The 19,956-nt window shown below is 72.2% G+C and carries 15 protein-coding genes and 1 pseudogene; 5 read left to right on the top strand and 11 right to left on the bottom strand.

Annotated features, from left to right (window positions below):
• The first annotated feature begins 15 nt into the window (after positions 1 to 15).
• Together FRZ03_RS28465 and FRZ03_RS41310 are read left to right on the top strand one after the other, a co-directional pair.
• Positions 16 to 435, top strand: a complete 420-nt coding sequence (locus FRZ03_RS28465; protein ID WP_146467970.1) for an arsenate reductase ArsC — start codon at positions 16 to 18, stop codon at positions 433 to 435.
• Positions 318 to 680 (top strand): annotated as a pseudogene (locus FRZ03_RS41310) (polyprenyl synthetase family protein); the annotation flags it as partial. The gene FRZ03_RS28465 and the pseudogene FRZ03_RS41310, both read left to right, overlap by 118 nt.
• Before the next feature lie 405 nt (positions 681 to 1,085).
• On the opposite strand, the gene FRZ03_RS28455 reads toward FRZ03_RS41310, so the two are convergent.
• From FRZ03_RS28455 to FRZ03_RS28440, 3 genes are all read right to left on the bottom strand, one after another.
• Positions 1,086 to 2,102, bottom strand: a complete 1,017-nt coding sequence (locus FRZ03_RS28455; protein WP_261399383.1) for a ketoacyl-ACP synthase III family protein — start codon at positions 2,100 to 2,102, stop codon at positions 1,086 to 1,088.
• A gap of 420 nt (positions 2,103 to 2,522) precedes the next feature.
• Positions 2,523 to 3,413, bottom strand: a complete 891-nt coding sequence (locus FRZ03_RS28450) for a Vgb family protein (RefSeq protein WP_261399382.1) — start codon at positions 3,411 to 3,413, stop codon at positions 2,523 to 2,525.
• 456 nt (positions 3,414 to 3,869) lie between these two features.
• A complete protein-coding gene (locus FRZ03_RS28440) occupies positions 3,870 to 4,808 on the bottom strand; it encodes an AraC family transcriptional regulator (RefSeq protein ID WP_146467968.1) in 939 nt (312 codons plus the stop codon).
• Between the two features lie 106 nt (positions 4,809 to 4,914).
• Between FRZ03_RS28440 and FRZ03_RS28435 the strand changes: the two genes are divergently transcribed.
• On the top strand, positions 4,915 to 5,943 hold the full coding sequence (locus FRZ03_RS28435) for an aldo/keto reductase (protein ID WP_146467967.1): 1,029 nt from the start codon (positions 4,915 to 4,917) through the stop codon (positions 5,941 to 5,943).
• Positions 5,944 to 6,509: 566 nt separating this feature from the next.
• Here the strand turns inward: FRZ03_RS28435 and FRZ03_RS28425 are convergent.
• The 7 genes from FRZ03_RS28425 to FRZ03_RS28395 all read right to left on the bottom strand — a co-directional run bounded on the left by FRZ03_RS28425 (position 6,510) and on the right by FRZ03_RS28395 (position 16,280).
• On the bottom strand, positions 6,510 to 7,412 hold the full coding sequence (locus FRZ03_RS28425) for an alpha/beta fold hydrolase (protein ID WP_261399381.1): 903 nt from the start codon (positions 7,410 to 7,412) through the stop codon (positions 6,510 to 6,512).
• Positions 7,409 to 8,347, bottom strand: a complete 939-nt coding sequence (locus FRZ03_RS28420) for a helix-turn-helix domain-containing protein (protein WP_146467966.1) — start codon at positions 8,345 to 8,347, stop codon at positions 7,409 to 7,411. Before FRZ03_RS28420 ends, FRZ03_RS28425 begins: the two co-directional genes overlap by 4 nt.
• Positions 8,348 to 8,701: 354 nt before the next feature.
• A complete protein-coding gene (locus tag FRZ03_RS28415) occupies positions 8,702 to 9,217 on the bottom strand; it encodes a DUF4232 domain-containing protein (RefSeq protein ID WP_146467965.1) in 516 nt (171 codons plus the stop codon).
• A 289-nt stretch (positions 9,218 to 9,506) separates the two neighbouring features.
• Entirely contained in the window at positions 9,507 to 12,371 is a 2,865-nt protein-coding gene (locus FRZ03_RS28410) for an FAD-binding and (Fe-S)-binding domain-containing protein (RefSeq protein WP_146467964.1), read from the bottom strand.
• A 21-nt stretch (positions 12,372 to 12,392) separates the two neighbouring features.
• Positions 12,393 to 13,571, bottom strand: a complete 1,179-nt coding sequence (locus FRZ03_RS28405) for an anhydro-N-acetylmuramic acid kinase (RefSeq protein WP_146467963.1) — start codon at positions 13,569 to 13,571, stop codon at positions 12,393 to 12,395.
• 136 nt (positions 13,572 to 13,707) lie between these two features.
• Positions 13,708 to 15,273 (bottom strand): sodium:solute symporter, encoded by a 1,566-nt coding sequence (locus tag FRZ03_RS28400; RefSeq protein WP_146467962.1) that lies wholly within the window; start codon positions 15,271 to 15,273, stop codon positions 13,708 to 13,710.
• Positions 15,261 to 16,280: an N-acetylglucosamine kinase gene (locus FRZ03_RS28395; RefSeq protein WP_146467961.1), complete on the bottom strand. Its 1,020-nt coding sequence runs from the start codon at positions 16,278 to 16,280 to the stop codon at positions 15,261 to 15,263. The genes FRZ03_RS28400 and FRZ03_RS28395 overlap by 13 nt, the downstream gene beginning before the upstream one ends.
• 213 nt (positions 16,281 to 16,493) lie before the next feature.
• Here FRZ03_RS28395 and FRZ03_RS28390 point away from each other — a divergent pair, with 213 nt between their 5' ends.
• Together FRZ03_RS28390 and murQ are read left to right on the top strand one after the other, a co-directional pair.
• Complete coding sequence (locus FRZ03_RS28390; RefSeq protein WP_146467960.1) at positions 16,494 to 17,441, top strand: MurR/RpiR family transcriptional regulator; 948 nt, start codon at positions 16,494 to 16,496, stop codon at positions 17,439 to 17,441.
• A gap of 50 nt (positions 17,442 to 17,491) precedes the next feature.
• Positions 17,492 to 18,397: an N-acetylmuramic acid 6-phosphate etherase gene (gene murQ / locus FRZ03_RS28385; protein ID WP_146467959.1), complete on the top strand. Its 906-nt coding sequence runs from the start codon at positions 17,492 to 17,494 to the stop codon at positions 18,395 to 18,397.
• Positions 18,398 to 18,649: 252 nt separating this feature from the next.
• Here the strand turns inward: murQ and FRZ03_RS28380 are convergent.
• Positions 18,650 to 19,956, bottom strand: a 1,307-nt coding sequence (locus FRZ03_RS28380; RefSeq protein WP_146467974.1) for an NHL repeat-containing protein, incomplete at its 5' end; no start/stop codon positions are given.

The raw sequence follows: 19,956 nt of genomic DNA, 5'->3' as shown, positions 1-19,956 counted from the left end.
GGGAAGACACCGCCCGTGCCTGACACCACCGCCCCCTCCGTGCTGTTCGTCTGCGTCCACAACGCAGGCCGCTCACAGATGGCTGCCGCCTTCCTCACCCACCTCGCGGGCGACCGCGTCCAGGTCCGCTCCGCCGGTTCCGCCCCCGCGGACACCGTCAACCCGGCCGTCGTGGAAGCGATGGCGGAGGTGGGCATCGACATCTCGGCCGAGAGCCCGAAGGCGCTCACCACGGAGGCCGTCCAGGCGTCGGACGTCGTCATCACCATGGGCTGCGGCGACACCTGCCCCGTCTTCCCCGGCAAGCGCTACCTCGACTGGCAGCTCCCCGACCCCGCCGGCCAGGGCGTCGACGCCGTCCGCCCCGTCCGCGACGACATCGACATGCGCATCCGGAAACTGATGACCGAACTCGGTGTTCGGCTCCGCCCCTGACCGCGGCCCGGCGCTGTCGGACGTTTCGCGCGCAGGCCCTGGAAGCCAAGCAGCAGCGGCACGACAGTGTGTCGCTGCGGCAGGCGCTGGAGGTCGTCGACGCCAAGAGCTCCGACTGGGTGGCTGTCTGCTGCCAGGCCGGCGCGCTCCAGGGTGGAGCCGGCCCGGAACGCGTGGAGTCGATGCGGTCCTTCGGGTGGCGCCTGGGCAGGGTCATTCAGCTGCGCGACATCGTCGTGGACGTCTACGGGCAAGCCGGGCAGCACATCCCGAACACCGCATCCGCCGCACGATGCCGATCGATCCGGCCTCGGTGGCGGGCGAGTTTGGCGACGCACTGGGCCGTGAACGATCCCTTCGAAGGGCGGGAGGCCGGCCACCGGGGGAGTCCGGGCAGCGCGGCCGGCAGCAGCGTGTCTGCCACCAGGCCGCGTCGGCCGAGGGGCCGGGCGGTGTACCCGTGCCCGGACAGCCTTGTCGTCCAGGCACGGGTACACCGGCCCCCGGGCGCCGAGGTCTGCGTGGTGGTGAGACCGGCGCCGACGGCGTGGCGGCCATCAGAGCTGCTCGGCCGGCCCGCGCCCGACCTGACCGGGACGGACTCCTCCGCCGCCACAGAGTGTGTGGCGGATCGTGTCCCGGTCCGGGACTCAGAGGATTTCCAGCACCGCCGCCGCGAAGTTGAACCCGATCCCCGCACCCACCAGCATCACCAGGTCCCCGGAGGCCAGCCTCCCGTTCTCCCGCAGGTGGGCCAGCCCTGCCGCCTGATCACCCGCACCCAGGTGGCCGACGGTACGCCCGTAGCTCCACAGTGACTGCTCCTCGGTGTACCCCAGGATCTCGAAGTTCTCCGTGAGCCCGCCGCCACGGTGGAGGAACGGGACCACCGCGTGGCGGATGTCCTTGGGGCCGGCCCCGGCCTCGCTCAGCGCTTGGTCGTGGCAGGCGAACAGCCCCTTCTCGTACTGCCCCCACGCGGCCGGTGCCTCGGGCAGGGTGAAGAACTGCTGCGTGCGCTCCGGCACCGGTACCGGCCGGCGCATCCCGGGGGCCGGTGCGAAGTCCGTCGTGCCACGGGTGACCCGCTCCAGCGAGTTGTCCGCTCCGACGGCGAAGGAGACGATCCGGGCGAAGCCGCTGTCGGTCGACAGGACCACGGCCGTTCCCGCGTCCCCGAAAATGATGTTGTCCAGGGTGTTCCAGCGGTCGATGCCCGGCGAGGCGTAGCGGTCGCCGGTGGTGACGAGCGCTGCCTGGGCGAAGCCGCTGCGCAGGTAGGAGGAGGCGAGCCGCATCGCACCGAGCCCGCCCAGCGACTGCTGCTGGACGTCCAAGGCGAAAGGATGTGCGCCCACCGACTCGTTGGCGACGTAGGCCGCCGACGGCCACAGGTCCAGGCCCTGGAACCAGTGACTGGCGTGCAGCACCAGGCCGATGTCGGAGGAGTCCAGCTCCGAGTGCGCTATCGCCGACCTTGCAGCCTGAGCCGCCATTTCCGGGCCGGACTGTTCGTTCGAGACCGCGATGCGCTCGAAGCCGAGCTCCTGGTGCGTGGGCGGCACCAAGCCCTCGGCGATGGCCTCGCTGACGGACACGGTCTCGGCCAGGGACACCGCTGCGGCAGCAATGTAGACAGTGGGCTCATTCTTCACAATGATCTCCAACCACGGAGGCTGATGGGAGTGGGAGCAACTCTGCGAATACCGGTCCGACCCGTCCTGGGAGCAGCAGATGTTCGAGCCACAGACGAGGCCGATATACCGGCAGCTGAGCTCGCTCTCGGGCACGGACGACACGGGCATGCTGCTCAACGGCTCTGACATGCCTCTGACGCGCGGCTGATATCCGACCCGTTGTCCACTTGACACAGAAGCCGGCGAGCGTCCCGGAGCCGAGGTCCGGCGCACCCGTCGACCCGCCGTCCCTATCCGCTCGTGGACGACCAGGCTCTGGGGCCGGCCGAGCAGCATGCAGCGAACGGTCCGCGGCTGCCGAAGGTCTCCTCGCGGGCCTGCGCGGGCCCGCCGGTCACCGCTGATGTCCCCTCGGCCGTGCTGCGCACCTGGTGTGTGCGGGCAGCCTGGTCAAGTGGTGGTGTCCACGCGGGTGATGCGGGCGAGTGCGCCGATCTCCAATGCGGTCCACACGGCGCCGTCGGCACCGGAGGTGATGCCGTGCGGTTCGGAGTGGGGGGTGGGCAGGTCGTGGACGGTGAGGGAGCCGTCGCGGGTGATCGTGCCGACGCGGTTGCCTCCCCATTCGGTGAACCAGACGGCGCCGTCGCCGTCGACGGTGACCGCGTGCGGCCGGGCGGAGCGATCGGGCAGCGGAAACTCGGTGATCTGCCCGTCGGGAGTGATCCGTCCGAGCTGACCGGCGGCGATCTCGACGAACCACAGCGCGCCGTCGCTGCCGGTGGCGATCCCCACCGGCGCCGCCGCCTCCGTCGGCAGGGGATGCAGGGTGATCGCACCGTCCATGCCGATCCGGCCGATGGCGTTCGACTGGTTGAGGGTGAACCACATCCCGTCGTCGTCACCAGCGGTGATCGCGGACGGGAATGCGCCTGTGACGGGGAGCGGGAACTCGGTGACGCGGCCCTCGACGGTGATGCGGCCGATGCGGTCGGCGGCGGTCTCGGTGAACCACAGCGCGCCGTCCGGTCCCGCCGCGATGCCGAACGGCCCGCAGCCGGGTGTGGGCACGCCGAATTCGTCGATGACGCCGTCGGTGGTGATCCGCCCGATCCGGTCCGCCCGGTACTCGGTGAACCACAGTGCACCGTCGGGGCCGGGCGTGATGACGGTCGGCCCGCAGCTGGGCTCGAGCCGGTGGCTCGTCGGCTCCTCGCCCGGGACGAGCCGGCCGATCCGGCCGCTGTGGACGAGGGTGAACCACAGCGCGCCGTCCGGTCCCGTCGTGAGGGCGTAGGGTCCGGCCGCGGCGTCGGCCACCGCGTGTTCTTCGATGGACACCTTGGGTGCATGACTCAAAGGGACTTCCCCAAACCGTGCTCGGTGGCGACGCGTTCGATGTCGGCCGGCGTGCCGGCCATGATGGTACGGGCGTGTTCGGTGACCAGGCCGGCGGGCCACCCACCACGCGGCGCGCAGCAGCCGCTCGGTGTCGGCGTCGTCGCAGCGCTGCCGGATCGGCCTGGCCGGCTTGCCGCCGACGACCGCGTAGGGCGGAATGCCGGCGGTGACCACGGCGCCGGCCGCGATGACGGCACCGTCGCCGATCCGCACGCCGGGCATGACGGTCGTCCGGTAGCCGAACCAGACGTCGTTGCCGACGACCGTGTCGCCGCGGCTGGGCCAACACCACGCGGTCGTGGGCAGGCAGCGGGTGAACGGTTGTCGGATCAGGTGACAAGGCTGACTTCCTTTGCCCGGTTGCGGGATGCCGTACACGGTCCGGGCTGATCTCCGTCACCGGCCCGCGAGCGGAACGGCCTCCTGGCGCACGCGCGCCCGGTAGCGCTGCGGCGACTCCCCGACGACGCGCTTGAAAGCCGTGCTGAACGCGCTCTCCGAGCCGTAGCCCAGCTCGGCGGCGAGCGCCGCGACGCGGGCGTCGCCGTGGCGCAGCGCGCGCTGGGCCAGCAGCATGCGCCACCGGCCCAGGTAGGTGAGCGGCGGTACCCCGGCGGTCTCGCGGAACCGCTCCGCGAAGGTGGTCCGGGACATCGCGGCGGCGCGGGCCAACTCCTCCAGCCCCCACGCGTGTTCGGGGCGGCCGTGGAGCAGGTCGACGGCGGGGCGCAGGCGCTCGTCGACGAGCAGGCGCAACCAGCCGGAGGGCAGGAGGGTCTGGTCGACGTAGCAGCGCAGCACCTCCAGCAGGAGCAGCTGGCCGTACTGCCGGATCGCGAAGGCCGAGCCGGGCCGGTCGGCGGTCGCCTCGTCGAAGAGCCGCAGCAGGGTGGCGAGCAGCCGGTCCCCGTCTCCGGCGGCGGAGGACCGGATGTGGGCCACCGGCGGAAGCGACTCCAGCAGGAGTGTCCGCCCGGCCTCGTTCACCCTGACGCACCCGCCGATCACGACGTCGTCGACGGCGGGGTCCGAGCCCGCGAAGCGGGCGGTGGAGAAGTCCGACTCCGGCTGGACCTCGTGGCGCGGCGCCGCGCCGGCCTCGAAGGCCACCCACGACCGCCCGGAGAGGATGGCCACGTCACCCGTCACGAGGTCGATCGGTTCGACGACGCCGTCGGTGGTGAGCCGGGCGCTCCCGCTCACCATCGCGAAGAACTTGACCGGATCGGCCAGCGGGCCGCGGGCCCACCAGCCGCCGCGGGCCGCGACCCCACCGGTCAGCACACTGCGCACCTCGACCAGATCGAGTGCCTCGGATAGTCGGTCGGGATTCATGTCCGTACTCTCGCGCAAGAAATCGGGATGCACAAATATTCATAGTCCGGAGAAGAACAGACAGGCTGGGGTCAGCGACACAGCAGGAAGATCTGAAGGAGACACCATGCGCTACCGCAGCCTCGGCCGGACCGGGATCAAGGTCAGCCCCTACGCTCTCGGCGCGATGATGTTCGGCGCCCTCGGCAACCCCGACCACGACGACTGCGTCCGCATCATCCACCGGGCGCTCGACGCCGGCATCAATCTCGTCGACACCGCCGACATGTACGCGCACGGCGAGTCGGAGGAGATCGTCGGCCGGGCGCTGAAGGGACGGCGGGCCGACGTCGTGCTCGCGACCAAGGCCCGGAACCCGATGAGCGACGAGCCGAATCACCAGGGCGCGTCCCGGCGCTGGCTGGTGCGCGCGCTGGAGGACTCGCTGCGCCGCCTCGACACCGACTACGTGGACATCTACCAGATCCACCGCCCGGACCCCGACACGGACATCGAGGAGACCCTCGCGGCCCTCACCGATCTGCAGCGGGCCGGAAAGATCCGCGCCTTCGGCACGTCGGCCCTGCCGGCCTCCGACATCGTCCGGGCGCACTGGGTCGCCGAGCGGCGCGGGCTGGCCCGGCCGCGCACCGAGCAGCCGGTCTACTCGATCCTGAACCGGGGCATCGAGCGCGAGGTGCTCCCGGCGGCCCAGGAGTTCGGCATGGGCACCCTGGTCTGGTCGCCCCTCGGCGGCGGCCTGCTGACGGGGCGGTACCGCAAGGGCCAGGAGGCCGCCACGCACCGGTCGAGGTACGGCTTCCGGCACCTCAAGGACGACCGTCGGCTCGACGCGGTCGAGCAACTCATCCCGCTGGCCGAGGAGGCCGGCCTGCCGCTCACGCATCTCGCGATGGGCTTCGTGCTCGCCCACCCGGGCGTGACGTCCGCCCTCCTCGGACCCCGGACCATGGAACACCTGGACGACCTGCTCGCAGGCGTCGACGTCGCCCTCACCGACGACGTGCTGGACCGGATCGACGCGATCGTGCCGCCCGGCACCGACACCGGCACGCTCGACATGGCCTACCAGCCGCCGGCCCTCCAGCGTCCTGAACTGCGCCGCCGGCCGGCCGGCGAGCGCGCGGCGGCATGACGTCGGGCTCCGGCCGGTGGCCTCATCGAGCAGTGGCGACGTCGCTTGCCGATGCGTTCGGAGGCGCCCCGTGCCACGGATGGGTGGCATCGGTCTCGTCCTGGCCGGGGCCACGCCAGAAGCGGACGACGCCCGCCGGATCGGCTCCGGGTCCCGGACCGTCGACGAGGACTTCGCGCTCGAACGATCCGCCCAGCCTCAGGCCTGCGAGGTGAACGACAGGAACCCGTGGACGGCACCCGCCACGGGAAGGTGCTGGACCGGTACGCCGGCCTCCGCCAGGCCGCCGGTGTACCGATCGCCCTGGTGGTGCCGCGGATCGGCTCCCTGGTCCGCGGTGCTGAGGTAAACGCCCCAGAACCACTGAGGCAGGAGCGGGGATCGCCCTGGACTTGCGGGCGCGGCCTTCGTGATCTCGCGAGCGGAATCACATGATCATCGAGGGTCGCGCCCCTTGTCGTTCACCCGCCCCCGGTCCAGCATCCGAGCGAGCGTCACGCCTGAGCCGGAGGCTGAGGAGCCGTCTGACAGCCGGGGCGGGTGGACCGGCGGCTGCGACCAAGGAGTCATCGGCGGGACGGCTCCGGAATGCGGTGGACGAAGTTCAGCAGAAGGGCGCAGAACGCGGTGGGCTGTTCCAGCGGCGCGAGGTGCCCCGCGCCGGGGATGACGACGATCTCGCCGGCGTCTAGGTCGCGGGCCAGCTTTTCGCCGCCCTCGAAGAAGTCGGGCATGTCGTGTTCGCCGACGCCGACCAGAGCGGGGGCCTTCAGCGTGCGCGTTCCCGCCGCTCCTTCGCCGAGTGGATCCGCGGCCGGTGACGGCTCGCCGTGGGCGAGTTGTCCGGTCAGCTGGTCGCGCAGCATCCGGGCCGCGTGCTCGCGTATGTCGCCGGTCGCGTCGGGCGAGGTCCACGCCCGGACGCCGGCTGTCACGGCCGCCTCCAGGTCACCGGCGGCGAGCGCGGCCCGTTCGGCGTCCCAGGCGGCTTGCAGCCGTGGTGAGGCCGGCTGTTCGTGGGGCCGGTAGCCGACGAGCACCAGGCCCTCGACCCGTTCGGGTGCCGTGACGGCGACCTGGAGCGCCACCAGGGCACCGAGGGAGTTCCCGGCCAGCGTGAAGTGGTCGACCCCGAGGTGGTCGAGCGTGTCGAGTACATCCGCCCACGGGGCCGCCTCACGGCCTTCGGGCAGGGACGCAGCGCCGTGGCCGGGCAGGTCCAGGGCGATGGCCCGCACTCCCGCTTCGGCGAGCAGGGGCAGGTGGGCGCGCCACATGGTGCGGTCGGTGGGACGGGCGTGGAGCAGGACGACGGGGCGGCCTCGGCCTGCCTCATCGGAGGGCAGCAGCATGGCGGACATCTTTCGTGGAACGGGGCGTGAGAGTGACATGGGGAGGGCCGGCTCACTGTGCGAACGGGTCCCGGCGATCTCGAAGGTGCCGGCGGCGTCGGACAGGGACACGGTCATGACCGGGACCCCTCCACGGGGTCGGTCCGGTCCGTCGAGGTCGATTCCTGTTCGGACTCCGAATCGGCCTCGGACTCCGGATCGGCTTCCTGCACGGATTTCCCCCGGGCTTCCCGCGGGGACTGCGGCTCCGACAGCCGGCGGAGCCGGGCCAGGGCGTCGGCGTCGGCGCTGCCGGGCTCCGCGCTGTAGACGGACAGGTGCTGTCCGGGGGCGCTGGTGACGGCGAGCGCCTCGAAGTGCAGGCGTATCTCCCCGACCCGTGGGTGCCGGAAGTGCTTGTCCTCGTGGGTACGGGGCCGGACCTCGTAACGCGCCCACAGGCCCGCGAACGCGGGGCTGCGCACGCTCACTTCGCCGACGACCCGCTCGATCCGCTCGTCCTGCGGGTACTGCGAGGAGGACGCCCGCAGGTTCCCCACCGCGATGCGCGCCGCGCGGTCCCAGTCGGCGTAGAACTCGCGCGCGAAGGGGTCGAGGAAGATCATCCGCAGCAGGTTGTCGTATCGGGCGAACCCGCTGTACAGCTCCCGCGCGGTCGCGTTGGCCGCCAGCACGTCCTGCGCCGCCCCGACCACGAAGGCCGGCACCTCGCGCATGCCGTCCATCAGCCGCAGCAACTCCGGAGCGACGGTCGTGGTGGCAGCCGCCGCCCCGAAGGCGTACAGGCCCAACCGGAAGAGGTGGGCGGCGGCCGCGTCGTCCAGCCGCAGGGCCCCGGCGATCGCCCGCAGCACCTGCTCGGAGGGGTGCCGTTCACGACCCTGCTCCAGCCGGATGTAGTAGTCCGTGCTCACCCCGGCCAGCAGCGCCACCTCATCGCGCCGCAGCCCCGGCACCCGCCGGGGCTCGTCGTCGGGCAGGCCGACGACCGCCGGCGCGAGCGCCGCACGACGGGCGCGCAGATAGTCACCGAGATCGTTCTCGCTCTCCATGCCCGTCACACTAGTTTTCCCGCATGCCCCGCGTCGTGGGTGCGCTGCACCCACCCGAGCCGCGGCTCACCGCGCGGGCCCCACGGAGAACGAAACGGTGGGGAGCCGAGACCGGTCCCGAGCGGGAAGAGCGACGACGTATCCGCCGTCGAAGACTCCGGTACGAGAACGCCTCCGTCACCGGTCGGCGCAGTTGCGGCTGCGCTCTTCCCTTTCCCCGACGGGGCGTACTCCCGGCCACCGCCGTACGGGCGTCTTCCGAGGTGGAGGGCGGCGCGGGCGTCCGCCCGCGCACCGTCGCGTGCGGCCCGCCACCGTCGGGTGGCGGGCCGCACGTTTTGCGTGTGGTGTCGGTCAGACGCCGGGCTGTACGGGGCCGATCTGGGTGCCGTAGTCGACGGACAGCTTGCCGTCGGCTTCCTGGTCACCCGGGATGATTCCGCCGCCGGGGGTCCTGAGGGTGAAGACGACCCGGTTGGCCGTCGTGCCCTTGGAGGCGTTGGGCACCTGGATGTCGAAGTGGACGGGGTGGCCGGGGCCGAAGGTCACCTTGGTGCTCTGCGAGCCGTAGGGCTTCGCGGTGACGCCCTTGAGGGAGCCGTTGTTGTAGAACTTCACGTCGCGGGGCGAGCCGGCCAGCTGGCAGGCGCTGGTCTTGGGGGCGGCGGTGAGTGTGACGCGGTAGTGGCGGTGCCCGGCGCTGGCGGTGTCCGGCGTGATCTTCGTCTTGAGGTTGGCGGGACGGCACGAGGACGGCGCGCCGGAGTCGGCCGGGTGCGCGGCGGTGGATGCCTGAGCGACACCCGTACCGGCGATTCCCGCCAGTGCAACGCCGGCAACTGCCATCACGAACTTGCTGGACTTACCCATGGTCGACTCTCCGTGTCTAGCGGTCGTACGTGGGGCCGCGCCCCGAATCCCTGACGCCACGAAGCCTGCCGATTCCCTTCGTTATGGCCGTCACGGGGATGTAACGCCCTCGCCACAGCGACCGGAGTGTCGCTCTCGTCACCCGCGCCGTCACCTGCCCCGGCCGGGGACGGCGCAGGTGACGGGGGTGACGGAATGCTGACAGGCGGGTGAGGAGGAACGCTCGCCGTCACCGGCCGGCGGGACGGTCGGTGGTGATGTCCCGTCACGACCGACCCTCGGGGCGCCGTCAGGCCGTGGCTTCGTCGAGGAGTTCCAGTACGTGGCGGTAGGGGCGGCCGGTGGCGCGGGTCATGCCCATCTCGCAGGTGCGGTTGCAGGAGGCGTACGCGTCATAGGTGCCTGCGGTGATCTCGGCTGCCTGGGCGGCGGTGGCGCTCGCGGTGACCTCCGGGTGCAGTAGGCCGCGGTCGCCGGCGAATGCGCAGCAGCCCCAGCTGTCGGGCACGGTGACCTCGTCGCCCACCGCGGCGGCCACGGTGCGCAGGGCGCCGTCGATGCCCAGGTGCACGGTGGAGCAGGTGGGGTGCAGGGCGAGACGGGCCAGGCGGCGGGGCTCGGGGAGCGCGGGAAGCAGGTGCTCGGCCGTGAAGACGACGCTGTCGACGAAGCGTAGGGCGGCGAAGCGGGCGCGGTCGGACTCCGGGAGGGCACCGGGCAGTTGCTCAAGGCCGTGGGTGCAGGAGGACGCGTCGCAGACGACGGGCAGCCGGCCCCGGTCGCTCGCCTCCCACAGCGCCTGGAGCGTGCGCGCGGCCATGGTGCGATGGCCGTCGGTGTAGCCCTTGGACTGCCATGGGGTGCCACAGCACAGGCCGGACAAGCCCTCGGGCACGACGACGGGCACACCCGCCCGGTCGCACAGCCTGAGGAAGGCCGCCGCCGCGCCGTCGGAGGCACCGTCCGCGGCGAAGACGCTGCCGATGCAGGCGGCGAAGAACACCGCCCGCGCCGCCACGGGCCGCCGGGGCTCGGGACGGGCCGGGCCGCCGCGCGGGATGTCGTCGGCCCATTCGGGCACCAGTTCCCCGGCCCCGAGCCGCCGCACGGCGCCGGTCGCGGCGCGTACGGCCGGGGCGGGCACGGCATGGGCCGCGTCGAGTGCGAGGCGCACGCCCCGGACCGCGGCCGCCCAGTGCCGGGCCGTCACGCTTCCGGCGTGCTGTGCGGCGGCGCCGTGGCGTTCGGCGCGCAGGCGTTTCATCACCGCGCCGGTGTCGATGGTGACCGGGCAGGCGGTGACGCAGAGGCTGTCGGCCGCGCAGCTGTCCACGGCCGCGTAGGGGTAGTCGGCTTCCAGGGCGCGGCGGCGTTCGTCGTCACCGGCGGCGGTGGCGAGCGCGATCTCGCGCCGCAGGGCGATGCGCTGGCGGGGCGTCGTGGTGGCGTCCGCCGTGGGGCAGACGGGTTCGCAGTAGCCGCACTCGACGCACGCGTCGACGGCGGGATCGACCTCGGGAACGCTCTTGAGGCTGCGCAGGTGCGCGGTCGGGTCGTCCTCCAGGAGCACGCCTGGGTTGAGCACGCCGTGTGGGTCGCACAGCCGCTTCAACTCGCGCATGACGTCGTACAGTTCGTCGCCGTACTGGCGGCGGACGAAGGGGGCCATCGCCCGGCCGGTGCCGTGCTCGGCCTTCAGCGTGCCGCCGGCGTCCAGCACGAGGTCGACCATGGCGTCGGTGAACCGGGCGTATCGCTCGATCTCCGGGGCGGAGTCGAAGTCCTGGGTGAGCATGAAGTGCAGGTTGCCGTCGCGGGCGTGGCCGAAGATCACCGCGTCCTGGTAGCCGTGCCGGTCGAAGAGGCCGATCAGGCCCTCGCACGTGCGGGTGAGTCGTTCCATCGGCACCGCGATGTCCTCCAGCAGTGCGGTGGTGCCCGGACGGCGGGCGCCGGCGACCGCGGTGTACAGGCCCTTGCGCAGGTGCCAGAGGCGGGCCCTTACGCGCGGGTCGCGCACGAGCGTGGCGCCGGTGACGGTGGGCAGGCCCTCCAGCACCGGCTGAGCGGCGGCCACCCGCTCCTTGAGCGACTCGGGGTCGTCCTCGGCGAATTCGACCAGCAGGGCCGCGTGCCGCTCGACGCGCAGGCCGCGCACTTCGTCGACGGGGTCGGGAGACCGCTGCGCCACCCGCAGTGACGCGGCGTCGAGGAGTTCGGCGGTGCGGACTCCGGCGGCCAGCAGCGCGGGCAGGGCGTCGGTGGCCTCGGCGAGTCCGGGCAGCACCAGCAGGCCGGTGGCGGTGTGCGGCAGGACGGGTACGGTGCGGAAGACGGCTTCGCCGACGAAGCCGAGGGTGCCCTCGCTGCCGATCATCAGGTGGGCGAGGATGTCGGCGGGATCGGTGTGGTCCAGGAACGAGTTGAGGCCGTAGCCCATGGTGTTCTTCATCGAGAACAGCCGCTCGACGGTGGCGCGGGAGCCTGCCGAGGCGCGGACGCGGTCGCGCAGCCCGAGCAGTCCCGCGTGCAGTTCGGGCTCACGGGCGCGCAGTTCCCGGTCGGCGTCGGGCGCCGCGGTGTCGATGACGGTGCCTGAGGGCAGCACGAACTGCAGGGACTCCATGGTCCGGTAGGCGTTGTCCCGGGTGCCGCACCTCATGCCGCTGGAGTTGTTGGCGACCAGGCCCCCGATGGTGCAGGCGGACTCGCTCGCCGGGTCGGGGCCGAGCCTGCGCCCGTGGCGGGCGAGCCGCGCGTTGGCCTGACGTACCGTCAGTCCGGGTTGCAGTCGGACGCGCCGGCCGTCGTCGAGGACTTCGGCGGTGCGCCAGTGACTGCGGACGTCCACGAGGATGCCGTCGCCGCCCGACTGCCCCGCCAGGCTGGTGCCGCCCGAGCGGAGCGTGAGCGGCACACCGGCCGTACGGGCCCCGGCCATCAGCGCGCCCACCTCGGCGGCGGAAGCGGCCCGTACGACGGCCCGCGGGGTGAAGAGGTAGGGCGACGCGTCGTGCGCGGCGGCGACCCTGCGGGGCAGGTCGGTGGTCACGCGGGCCGGGTCGCCCACGCACGCGGCCAGCATCTCGGCGAGGCCGGCGGACCGCTCCGGGGCGGCCGGCGCTGCGGTGGGTGTGGCGGCGGTGCGGCTCATGGTTCCTCGCTGGTGGACGGTTCAGTGGGCGCAACGCTCGACGCGTAGCAGGCGCGGTGGTCGTACGGCGGGTTCGGGCAGGCGCAACGGCGCTGCACCGGGGGTGATGCTGCCGAGCAGCGTGGCGCGGCGGGCGCCGGTGCCCGAGGGCAGGGTGCCGGGCAGCCCGTGCACCGTGAGGAAGCCGAGGACGGCGAAGGCTAGGGCCTCCTTGGCGTCGGAGGGCAGGCCCAGGTCGTCACTGGGGCGCAGCCGCACGCCGGGCAGTTCCTGTGTGATCATGCGCATGAGCACCGGGTTGCGGGTGCCACCCCCGGAGACGACGAGTTCGGTGACCTGGTAGGCGCGGCAGGCGTCGGCCACGGTGATGGCGGTGAGCCGGGTCAGGGTGGCCACTACGTCGTCGGCGTCCGGGGTGGGCGCCGCCTCCAGCGCCTGCAGAAGGTAGGGCAGGTGGAAGTGCTCCTTGCCGGTGCTCTTGGGAGCCGGCCTGCGGTAGTAGGGGTCATCGAGGAGAGCGCGCAGCAGGTGCGGGTTGCTGCGGCCGGCGGCGGCCCTGCGTCCGTCCTCGTCGTAGGCGGCGGTGCCGCCGGTGAAGTGCCGTACGGCCGCGTCCAGCAGGGCGTTGGCGGGGCCGGTGTCGAAGGCCAGCGGTTCGGCGCCGGGCGCGAGGACGGTCACATTGGCGATGCCGCCGAGGTTCAGCGCGGCGGGCGTGCCGGGCAGGGTGCGCAGCAGCAGGGTGTCGGTCATGCCGACCAGCGGGGCGCCCTGCCCGCCCGCCGCCACGTCCCGGCTGCGCAGGTCGGAGACCACCGGGAGCCCGGTGGCCTCGGCGATCCAGGCGGGCTGGCCCAGTTGGAGGGTGCCACGGACGGTACCGTTCTCGACCCAGTGGTGCATGGTCTGCCCGTGCGAGACCACGAGGTCGGCGGTGCCGCCGCACAGCTGACGCAGGGCCCGCCGGGCCGCGTCGGCGAAGGCCTGGCCGACGCCGGTGTCCAGCGTGCAGATCGCCTGCGTGGTCGTCGCGGCCGGCGGCAAGGTGGCGGCGATGAGGTCGCGCAGGTCGTCGGAGTAGGGGACGGAGAGGTGCCCGAGGGGCCGGAGGAGCAGGGTCTCGCCGTCCAGGGCGAGGTCCGAGGCGGCGACCTCGATGGCGTCGAAGGAGGTGCCCGACATCAGGCCGATCACACGCACGGCGCCTCCTGGCTCACGGTCCGCCGCGAAGGCGGGGCCGGCTGCGGTTGTGGCATGGCTCTTCTCCCGAGGGGCCGTCGGTGCGAGGCCGGTGCGGGACCGGGGGACGGCCCGGCACCGGGCGGGTTCTGTGACGTCACTTGCGGTCGGCCCCCGCCACGACGGGGTCGGCGCCCGGCCCGCTGTCGCCCACCGCGGCTTCGGTGACCTCAGGGGCCCGGTGGGACAAGCTCATCAGGCCGCCGACGGCCAGGGTGATCACCACGCCGATCGGTACGAGCCACTGGGCGGCGATCGCGGTCGGCACGGTGGCACCGGCCACGGTGACGTCGATCTTGACGCTGCGCACGATGTACGTCATCACGCCGACCGTCACCAGGAAGGCCACGACGGAGTCGGTCTCGTTGGCGCGCCGGACGATGCGCCCGAGCAGGAACGCGCCGAGCAGGGCGCCGTAGGTGTAGCCCGCGATCGTCAGCCCCGTCAGATACACATTGCCCGTACTGGTACTGAAGGCGCAGGCGAAAACGGCCATCAGCACGGCCCACACCAGCGTCATCACCCGGGCGAGCTTCAGCAGCGATTTCTCGGAGGGGGTGCTGCGGAAGAAGCTGTGGATGATGTCGGCGACCGTCGAGTTCGACATGGAGTTCAGTGCCGAGGACAGGGAGCCCATCGCGGCGCCGAGGATGCCCGCCACGAGCAGACCGGAGATCACCACGGGCAGTCCGTGCAGGATGAAGCTCGGGTAGAGGTTGTCGGTGCTGCCGAGGCCCAGGGCCTTGAAGTCCTTGCCTTCGTTGTACGACCACAGCAGGGCGCCGACGAGGGAGAAGGCGGCGAACTGGAGGGTGACGAAGACACCGGAGGCGATCATGGCCTTCTGGCCGTCGCGCAGCGAGCGGGTGGCCAGGACGCGCTGGACGATCAGCTGGTCGGAGCCGTGGCTGGCCATGGCGAAGATGGCGCCGCCGACGATCGCGGTGGGCAGGGCGAACGGGCTGGTCAGGATGTGCGCCAGGGTGAAGTCGGTGTCGAACAGCTGGAAATGGCCGCTGTGCAGCGCCTGCGAGAACCCGTCCGCTCCGACGTGGCCGGACAGCACGGCGATGGCGAGGACCGCGCCGCCCAGGTACAGGCCCATCTGGATGGCGTCGGTCCAGATGACGGCCTTGATTCCGCCGAGGTAGGTGTAGACGACGGTGATCACCGTGAGGACGATGATGATCAGCCGGTAGCTCGCGTGCACACCGAACTCGTCGAGCAGCAGCTTGATCGGGATGGCGGAGGCGAACAGCCGGACGCCCTCCGCGAGGAGCCGGGTGAAGACGAACGTCACCGAGGCGAGCCCCTGCAACTTCAGTCCGAATCTGTCGCCCAGGTACTGGTAGGCGCTGACGAAGCCGCCGCGCTTGTACAGGGGGATCAGGACGGTGGCCACGACGACGCGGCCGATGACGTAGCCGAGGGCCAGCTCGACGTTCCCGAAGCCCTGCCCGCTGTACGCGCCGCCGGGCACGCTGATGACGGTGAGCACGCTGGTCTCGGTGGCCACCACGGAGAACGAGACCGTCCACCACGGCATGCCGCCTTCGCCGACGAAGTAGTCCTTCGAGGTGCTCTGCCGACCGGCCAGGCGCAGTCCGATCACGGCGATCGCCACCAGATAGACGACGATCACCACGAGGTCTAGTTGGCGCATGCGCACTCCTGAGATACGGCCGACGTTGTCACCGGCGGGGTGGGGGCAGCGGGCGTCGCTCGCCGTACACGGGCGACGTGGGGTTCGTGCGGTGCCGACGCGTCCAGTGCCAGCAGGCGTGCGCCGTCCAGCGGATCCCCGAGCGGGGGCCGCGGGTCGAGAGGGTGTGGGGAGCCGGTCAGCGCCGACCGCAGCGGACCGAGGAGCGGTTCGCCGAGGCCGGTGAGCCCACCGGTGACCGTGACTGCGAGGGCGCCATCTCTGCCGATGCGACGGGCGGCGGCGAGCACGGTCTCGCCGAGGGCCGCGGCCGCGGACCGGACGATCGCGTCTGCCGTCGTGTCACCCGCGGCGGCCGCCTGGGCCACGTCCGGCGCGAAGGACGCCGCGGTACGGGCAGGGTTGCCCCCGCGGCCGACCACCGAGGGCAGCCGGCCGGGTTCGCCGAAGCGTTCGACGGCGGCGGCCAGCAACGCGGTGCCCGGTCCGCGCCCGTCATGGGCCCGCAGTGCGGCCCGCAGCCCGGCCGCGCCGATCCAGGCACCACTGCCCTCGTCCCCGAGCCAGGGACCCCAGCCGTCGACGCGGGCGTACGAGCCGTCGTCCCCGATGCCGATCGCGACCGATCCGGTGCCGATCGCGAGGACCACGCCGGTGCGGCCGCCGAGGGCTCCCGCGTGGGCGGTGACCGCGTCGCTGGTCACCGCCACCTCGTGCGCGGCCAGATCCTCGAGGAGCAGGGCGGCCAGGGCATGGGCCGCCTCCGGTGCGGCGGCCGCCCCTGCGGCTCCCACGCAGACCGCCGTCGGCCGGAGCGACGGTTTTCGGGCCAGGAGCGGGAGGACGGCGGCACGCACGGCGGCACGGGCGGTCGCCACTCCGTCGTCGGCGGCGAGTCCGGGAGCCCCGGGCACCTCGTGGACCGTTTCGGCGTGCCCGCCGTCGTCGTTCCACAACACGGCACGGCAGCCGGTCTTCCCCAGGTCCACCGCTACTGCAGTTGTCATACGGCATGCCTTCGCGTCTACGGGGACGTACAGCGACGAGTTGTCACAGATCGGTCGAAAGACGACCGCACCGGATCGCGGTCCAGCGAGTATCAGGAGGCTTGCCTGGAGAAGTCAATAAGTAACCTCGCGAAAGATGAAAGCGTAAATTTTTGACCTGCGCGCCGAGCCCTGGTTACCGTGTGGCCGAGCCCCTCAGAAGGGAGCGGCCTCATGGCCCGCCGTGAACCACTTCGCGCACCGGCCCAGCCGGCGGACGACAGTTCCCCCGCCGAGATCCTGACGCGCATTCGGATGGCGCTGCCTTCCCTGGCCCCGGCGGAGCGGCGGGTGGCCGAGGCCGTCCTTGCCGGTCCGGGACAGGCGTCGGAGCTGTCCATCAGCGCGCTCGGCGAACGGGCCGACACCTCGGTGGCCACGGTGATGCGCTTCTGTCGGGGCATCGGGATCGCCAGCTACCCGCAGTTGCGCCTCTCGCTGGCCGCGGCCGCGGCCAGCGAGCACGCCCTCGGCGGAGAGCGCCCGGTGCCGGGCACCGACATCAGCGCCACGGACACGCTGAGCGAGATCGTCGGCAAGATCGTCTACAACGAGGTGCGCGCCCTGGAGGACACCGGAGCCGGGCTGGACGTGGAGGCGCTGGGCCACGCGGTCGAGGCCGTGGCCGACGCCCGACGGATCGACGTCTTCGGCGTCGGTGCCAGCGCCTTCGTCGGCCAGGACCTGCACCAGAAACTTCACCGCATCGGTCACATGGCGTTCGTCTGGACCGACCGGCACGCCGCCCTCACCGCCGCCGCCCTCCTGGGACCCGGCGATGTCGCCCTGGCCATCTCCCACTCCGGAGAGACCGAGGACACCATCGAGCCCCTCCAGGCCGCCGCCGCGCGCGGCGCCACCACCATCGCCCTGACCAACGTGGCGCGCTCCACCCTGGCCAAGAGCGCGGACCTCGTGCTGACGACCTGCGCCCGGGAGACTCCCTTCCGCTCCGGCGCGACCGTCAGCCGAATCGCACAACTCGCGCTCATCGACTGCCTGTTCGTCGGTGTCGCCCAGCGCTCTTTCGACGCCACGACCGCAGCCCTCCAGAAGACCTACGGGGCCGTCCAGCGTCGCACGCGCCGTCAGCCGCGGCGCCGTTCCCCGGCCGGTGACTGACCACCTGCCCCTCCTGCCTGTCGGCGCCACCACGAAAGGACGTCCACGTCGTGGACCTCAGCACACTCGGCACACTCGGCACCGAGACGCGCAACGAGCGGACTGCCGAACTGGACCGCATGCCGGTCTGCGAACTGCTCTCGGTCATGAACGCCGAAGACCAGACCGTCGCCCTCGCCGTACGCGACGCCCTCCCGGAGATCGGGAGGGCCGTCGAGGCGATCACCGAGTCTCTGCAGCGAGGCGGACGGCTGATCTACCTCGGCGCCGGCACCAGCGGCCGCATCGGCCTGCTCGACGCCGTCGAGTGCCCCCCGACCTTCGGCACCTCCCCCGACCAGGTCGTCGGCCTGCTCTCCGGCGGCCCGGGAGCCTTCGTCGTGGCGGTCGAGGGAGCCGAGGACGAACCCGCGAGAGCGATCGCCGACCTCGACGAGACAGGTGTGAACGACCGGGACACAGTCGTCGGGCTCGCCGCCAGCGGCCGCACCCCCTACGTCGTCGGAGGTCTGAAGCACGCCGCTGCCAAGGGGGCGGTCACCGTGTCGGTCGCCTGCAACCGTGACGCGGTGGTCAGCCGCTACGCCGACATCCCGATCGAGGTCCCCACCGGCCCCGAGATCCTCACCGGATCGACCCGGCTCAAGGGCGGCACCGCCCAGAAGATGGTCTGCAACATGCTCTCGACCGCCTCGATGGTGCGCCTCGGCAAGGTCTACGGCAACCTCATGGTCGACGTGCGGGCCAGCAACGACAAACTCGTCGACCGGGCCCGTCGTATGGTCGTCCAGGCCGCTGGCGTCGGCTCCGACGCCGCCGCAGAGGCCTTGCGTGCGGCCGGCGGCTACGCCAAGACAGCCGTCGTCATGCTCCTCGCCCACTGCACCGCCGAGGAGGCCGTCCGGCGCCTCGACCAGGCCCGCGGCGACACACGCGCGGCCGTCGGCCGCCCCTGAACCGCACCGTGGCTGTTCGCCCGCGGTGCGGCGAACAGCCACCGCCACCACAGCGCCACGGCGACAGCCGGTGTGCCGAGGCCGAGGAGGGCGCCGGGTCCTGCACCACCGCCGGTGGCGAAACCCCACCGGCACGGCAGCCCCGGAAGGTCGACCACCCGTTCGAGATCCCCGAGTCGAGACCTGACTCGTCCGTCCACAACCTCCCCTGGCCGTACAGGCGCACCCGCCGGAGGAGCTCGTGAGCGCCCGTCAGCGACGGGTGATGCGCAGAACTCCGGTCTCCGTGCCCTGGTAGAGGGTGCCGTCCGGCGCGGTGGTACCGGTCATCTGGAGGGGGTTGTAGAGCAGGCCGGGACCGATGGACGACGTCTTCTGGACCGTGCCGGTCGCGGGGTCGATGACCGCGTAGGCGTAGTCGGCGAAGGTGTGGGAGCCGACCACGTCCGTCGGTCCGCTGACCGTGAACGTGTAGATTCTGCCGTCGTCGAGCGAGAGCCGGGGCAGCGCCGCCGACTTCACGCCGCTGTTCCACACGAGGTGGCAGCCGTTGCCGTCCGCGTCGACGTCGATCCGGCTCATGCCGCCGTCGAAGTCCGCGGAGGACGGCACGCTGGGCGGGGCACCGTCCGGGAGCGCCGGGTAGGCGTAGCCGAAGGTGTTGGTGACGAAGACGCTGCTGCCGCTGGCGATGACGGCGTCCTCGGTACCGCTCTGGCCGTACTGGGTGAGGACCGGGGTGGTGCACAGCGGGGTGGGACCGTCGGTGACCCGGTACACCAGCAGGTTCTCGTGCGGCGCCGCGTTGTCGGTGATGGTGACGTACTCGGTGCCGTCGCCGGGGCCGAAGAAGCTGGGTGTGGCGCCGGTGCCCCAGCTGAGCTGGCCGGGCTTGCGGCCCGGGCCGCGGTCGTAGGCCGCCCGCCAGTCGATCACGGGGGTTCCGTCGGCCGTCTGGCTCAGCAGGTACAGCGCGTGGTCGGTGGCCACGGCGGTGTGGTCCGGCACCGTGGAGATGCTGTTGCCGATGCCCTCGCCGGTGCTGAGGGTGCGCACGGCTCCGGTCGCGGTGTCCACGGTCCCGATGACGCCGCCGGCGCTGGCGAACCACACACGGCCGTCCCATCCGGGGCTGAGTCCGACGACGGCGTCACCGGCCGGCAGGGCACCGGCCAGCGGGGTGGACTGGTCGACCGTCAGCTTCCAGGCGCCCCCCTGGAGGTGGTGGCCGATGCGCAGCAGATTGTCGTCACCGTCGACGACGACCAGTGCACCCGTCGCGTCCAGGTAGGCGTAGACGCCGCCGAACAGGCTTCCCTTGGGCAGCGCGAGCGACGCCAGATCGCCGCCCGTCGCCGGGTCGAGCAGATGCACGGTCGGGGTCTGCCCGAAGATCGTGGTGCACAGGGTGACGGGGTACCCGTCGGAGCCGATGACGACGGTGGGGCAGGCCGACGCCAGTGCTGTGCGGCTCCAGGTGATCGAGCCGGTCCCGGGCCCGGCATAGGGAGTGGTGTCGCTCGACGCGCTGTCACCGTGCATGGTGGCCGTGCCGTTCG

It is taken from the genome of Streptomyces misionensis, from assembly GCF_007896895.1.
Taxonomy (GTDB): domain Bacteria; phylum Actinomycetota; class Actinomycetes; order Streptomycetales; family Streptomycetaceae; genus Streptomyces; species Streptomyces misionensis_A.
This window is presented reverse-complemented; position numbering and strand designations above follow the sequence as displayed.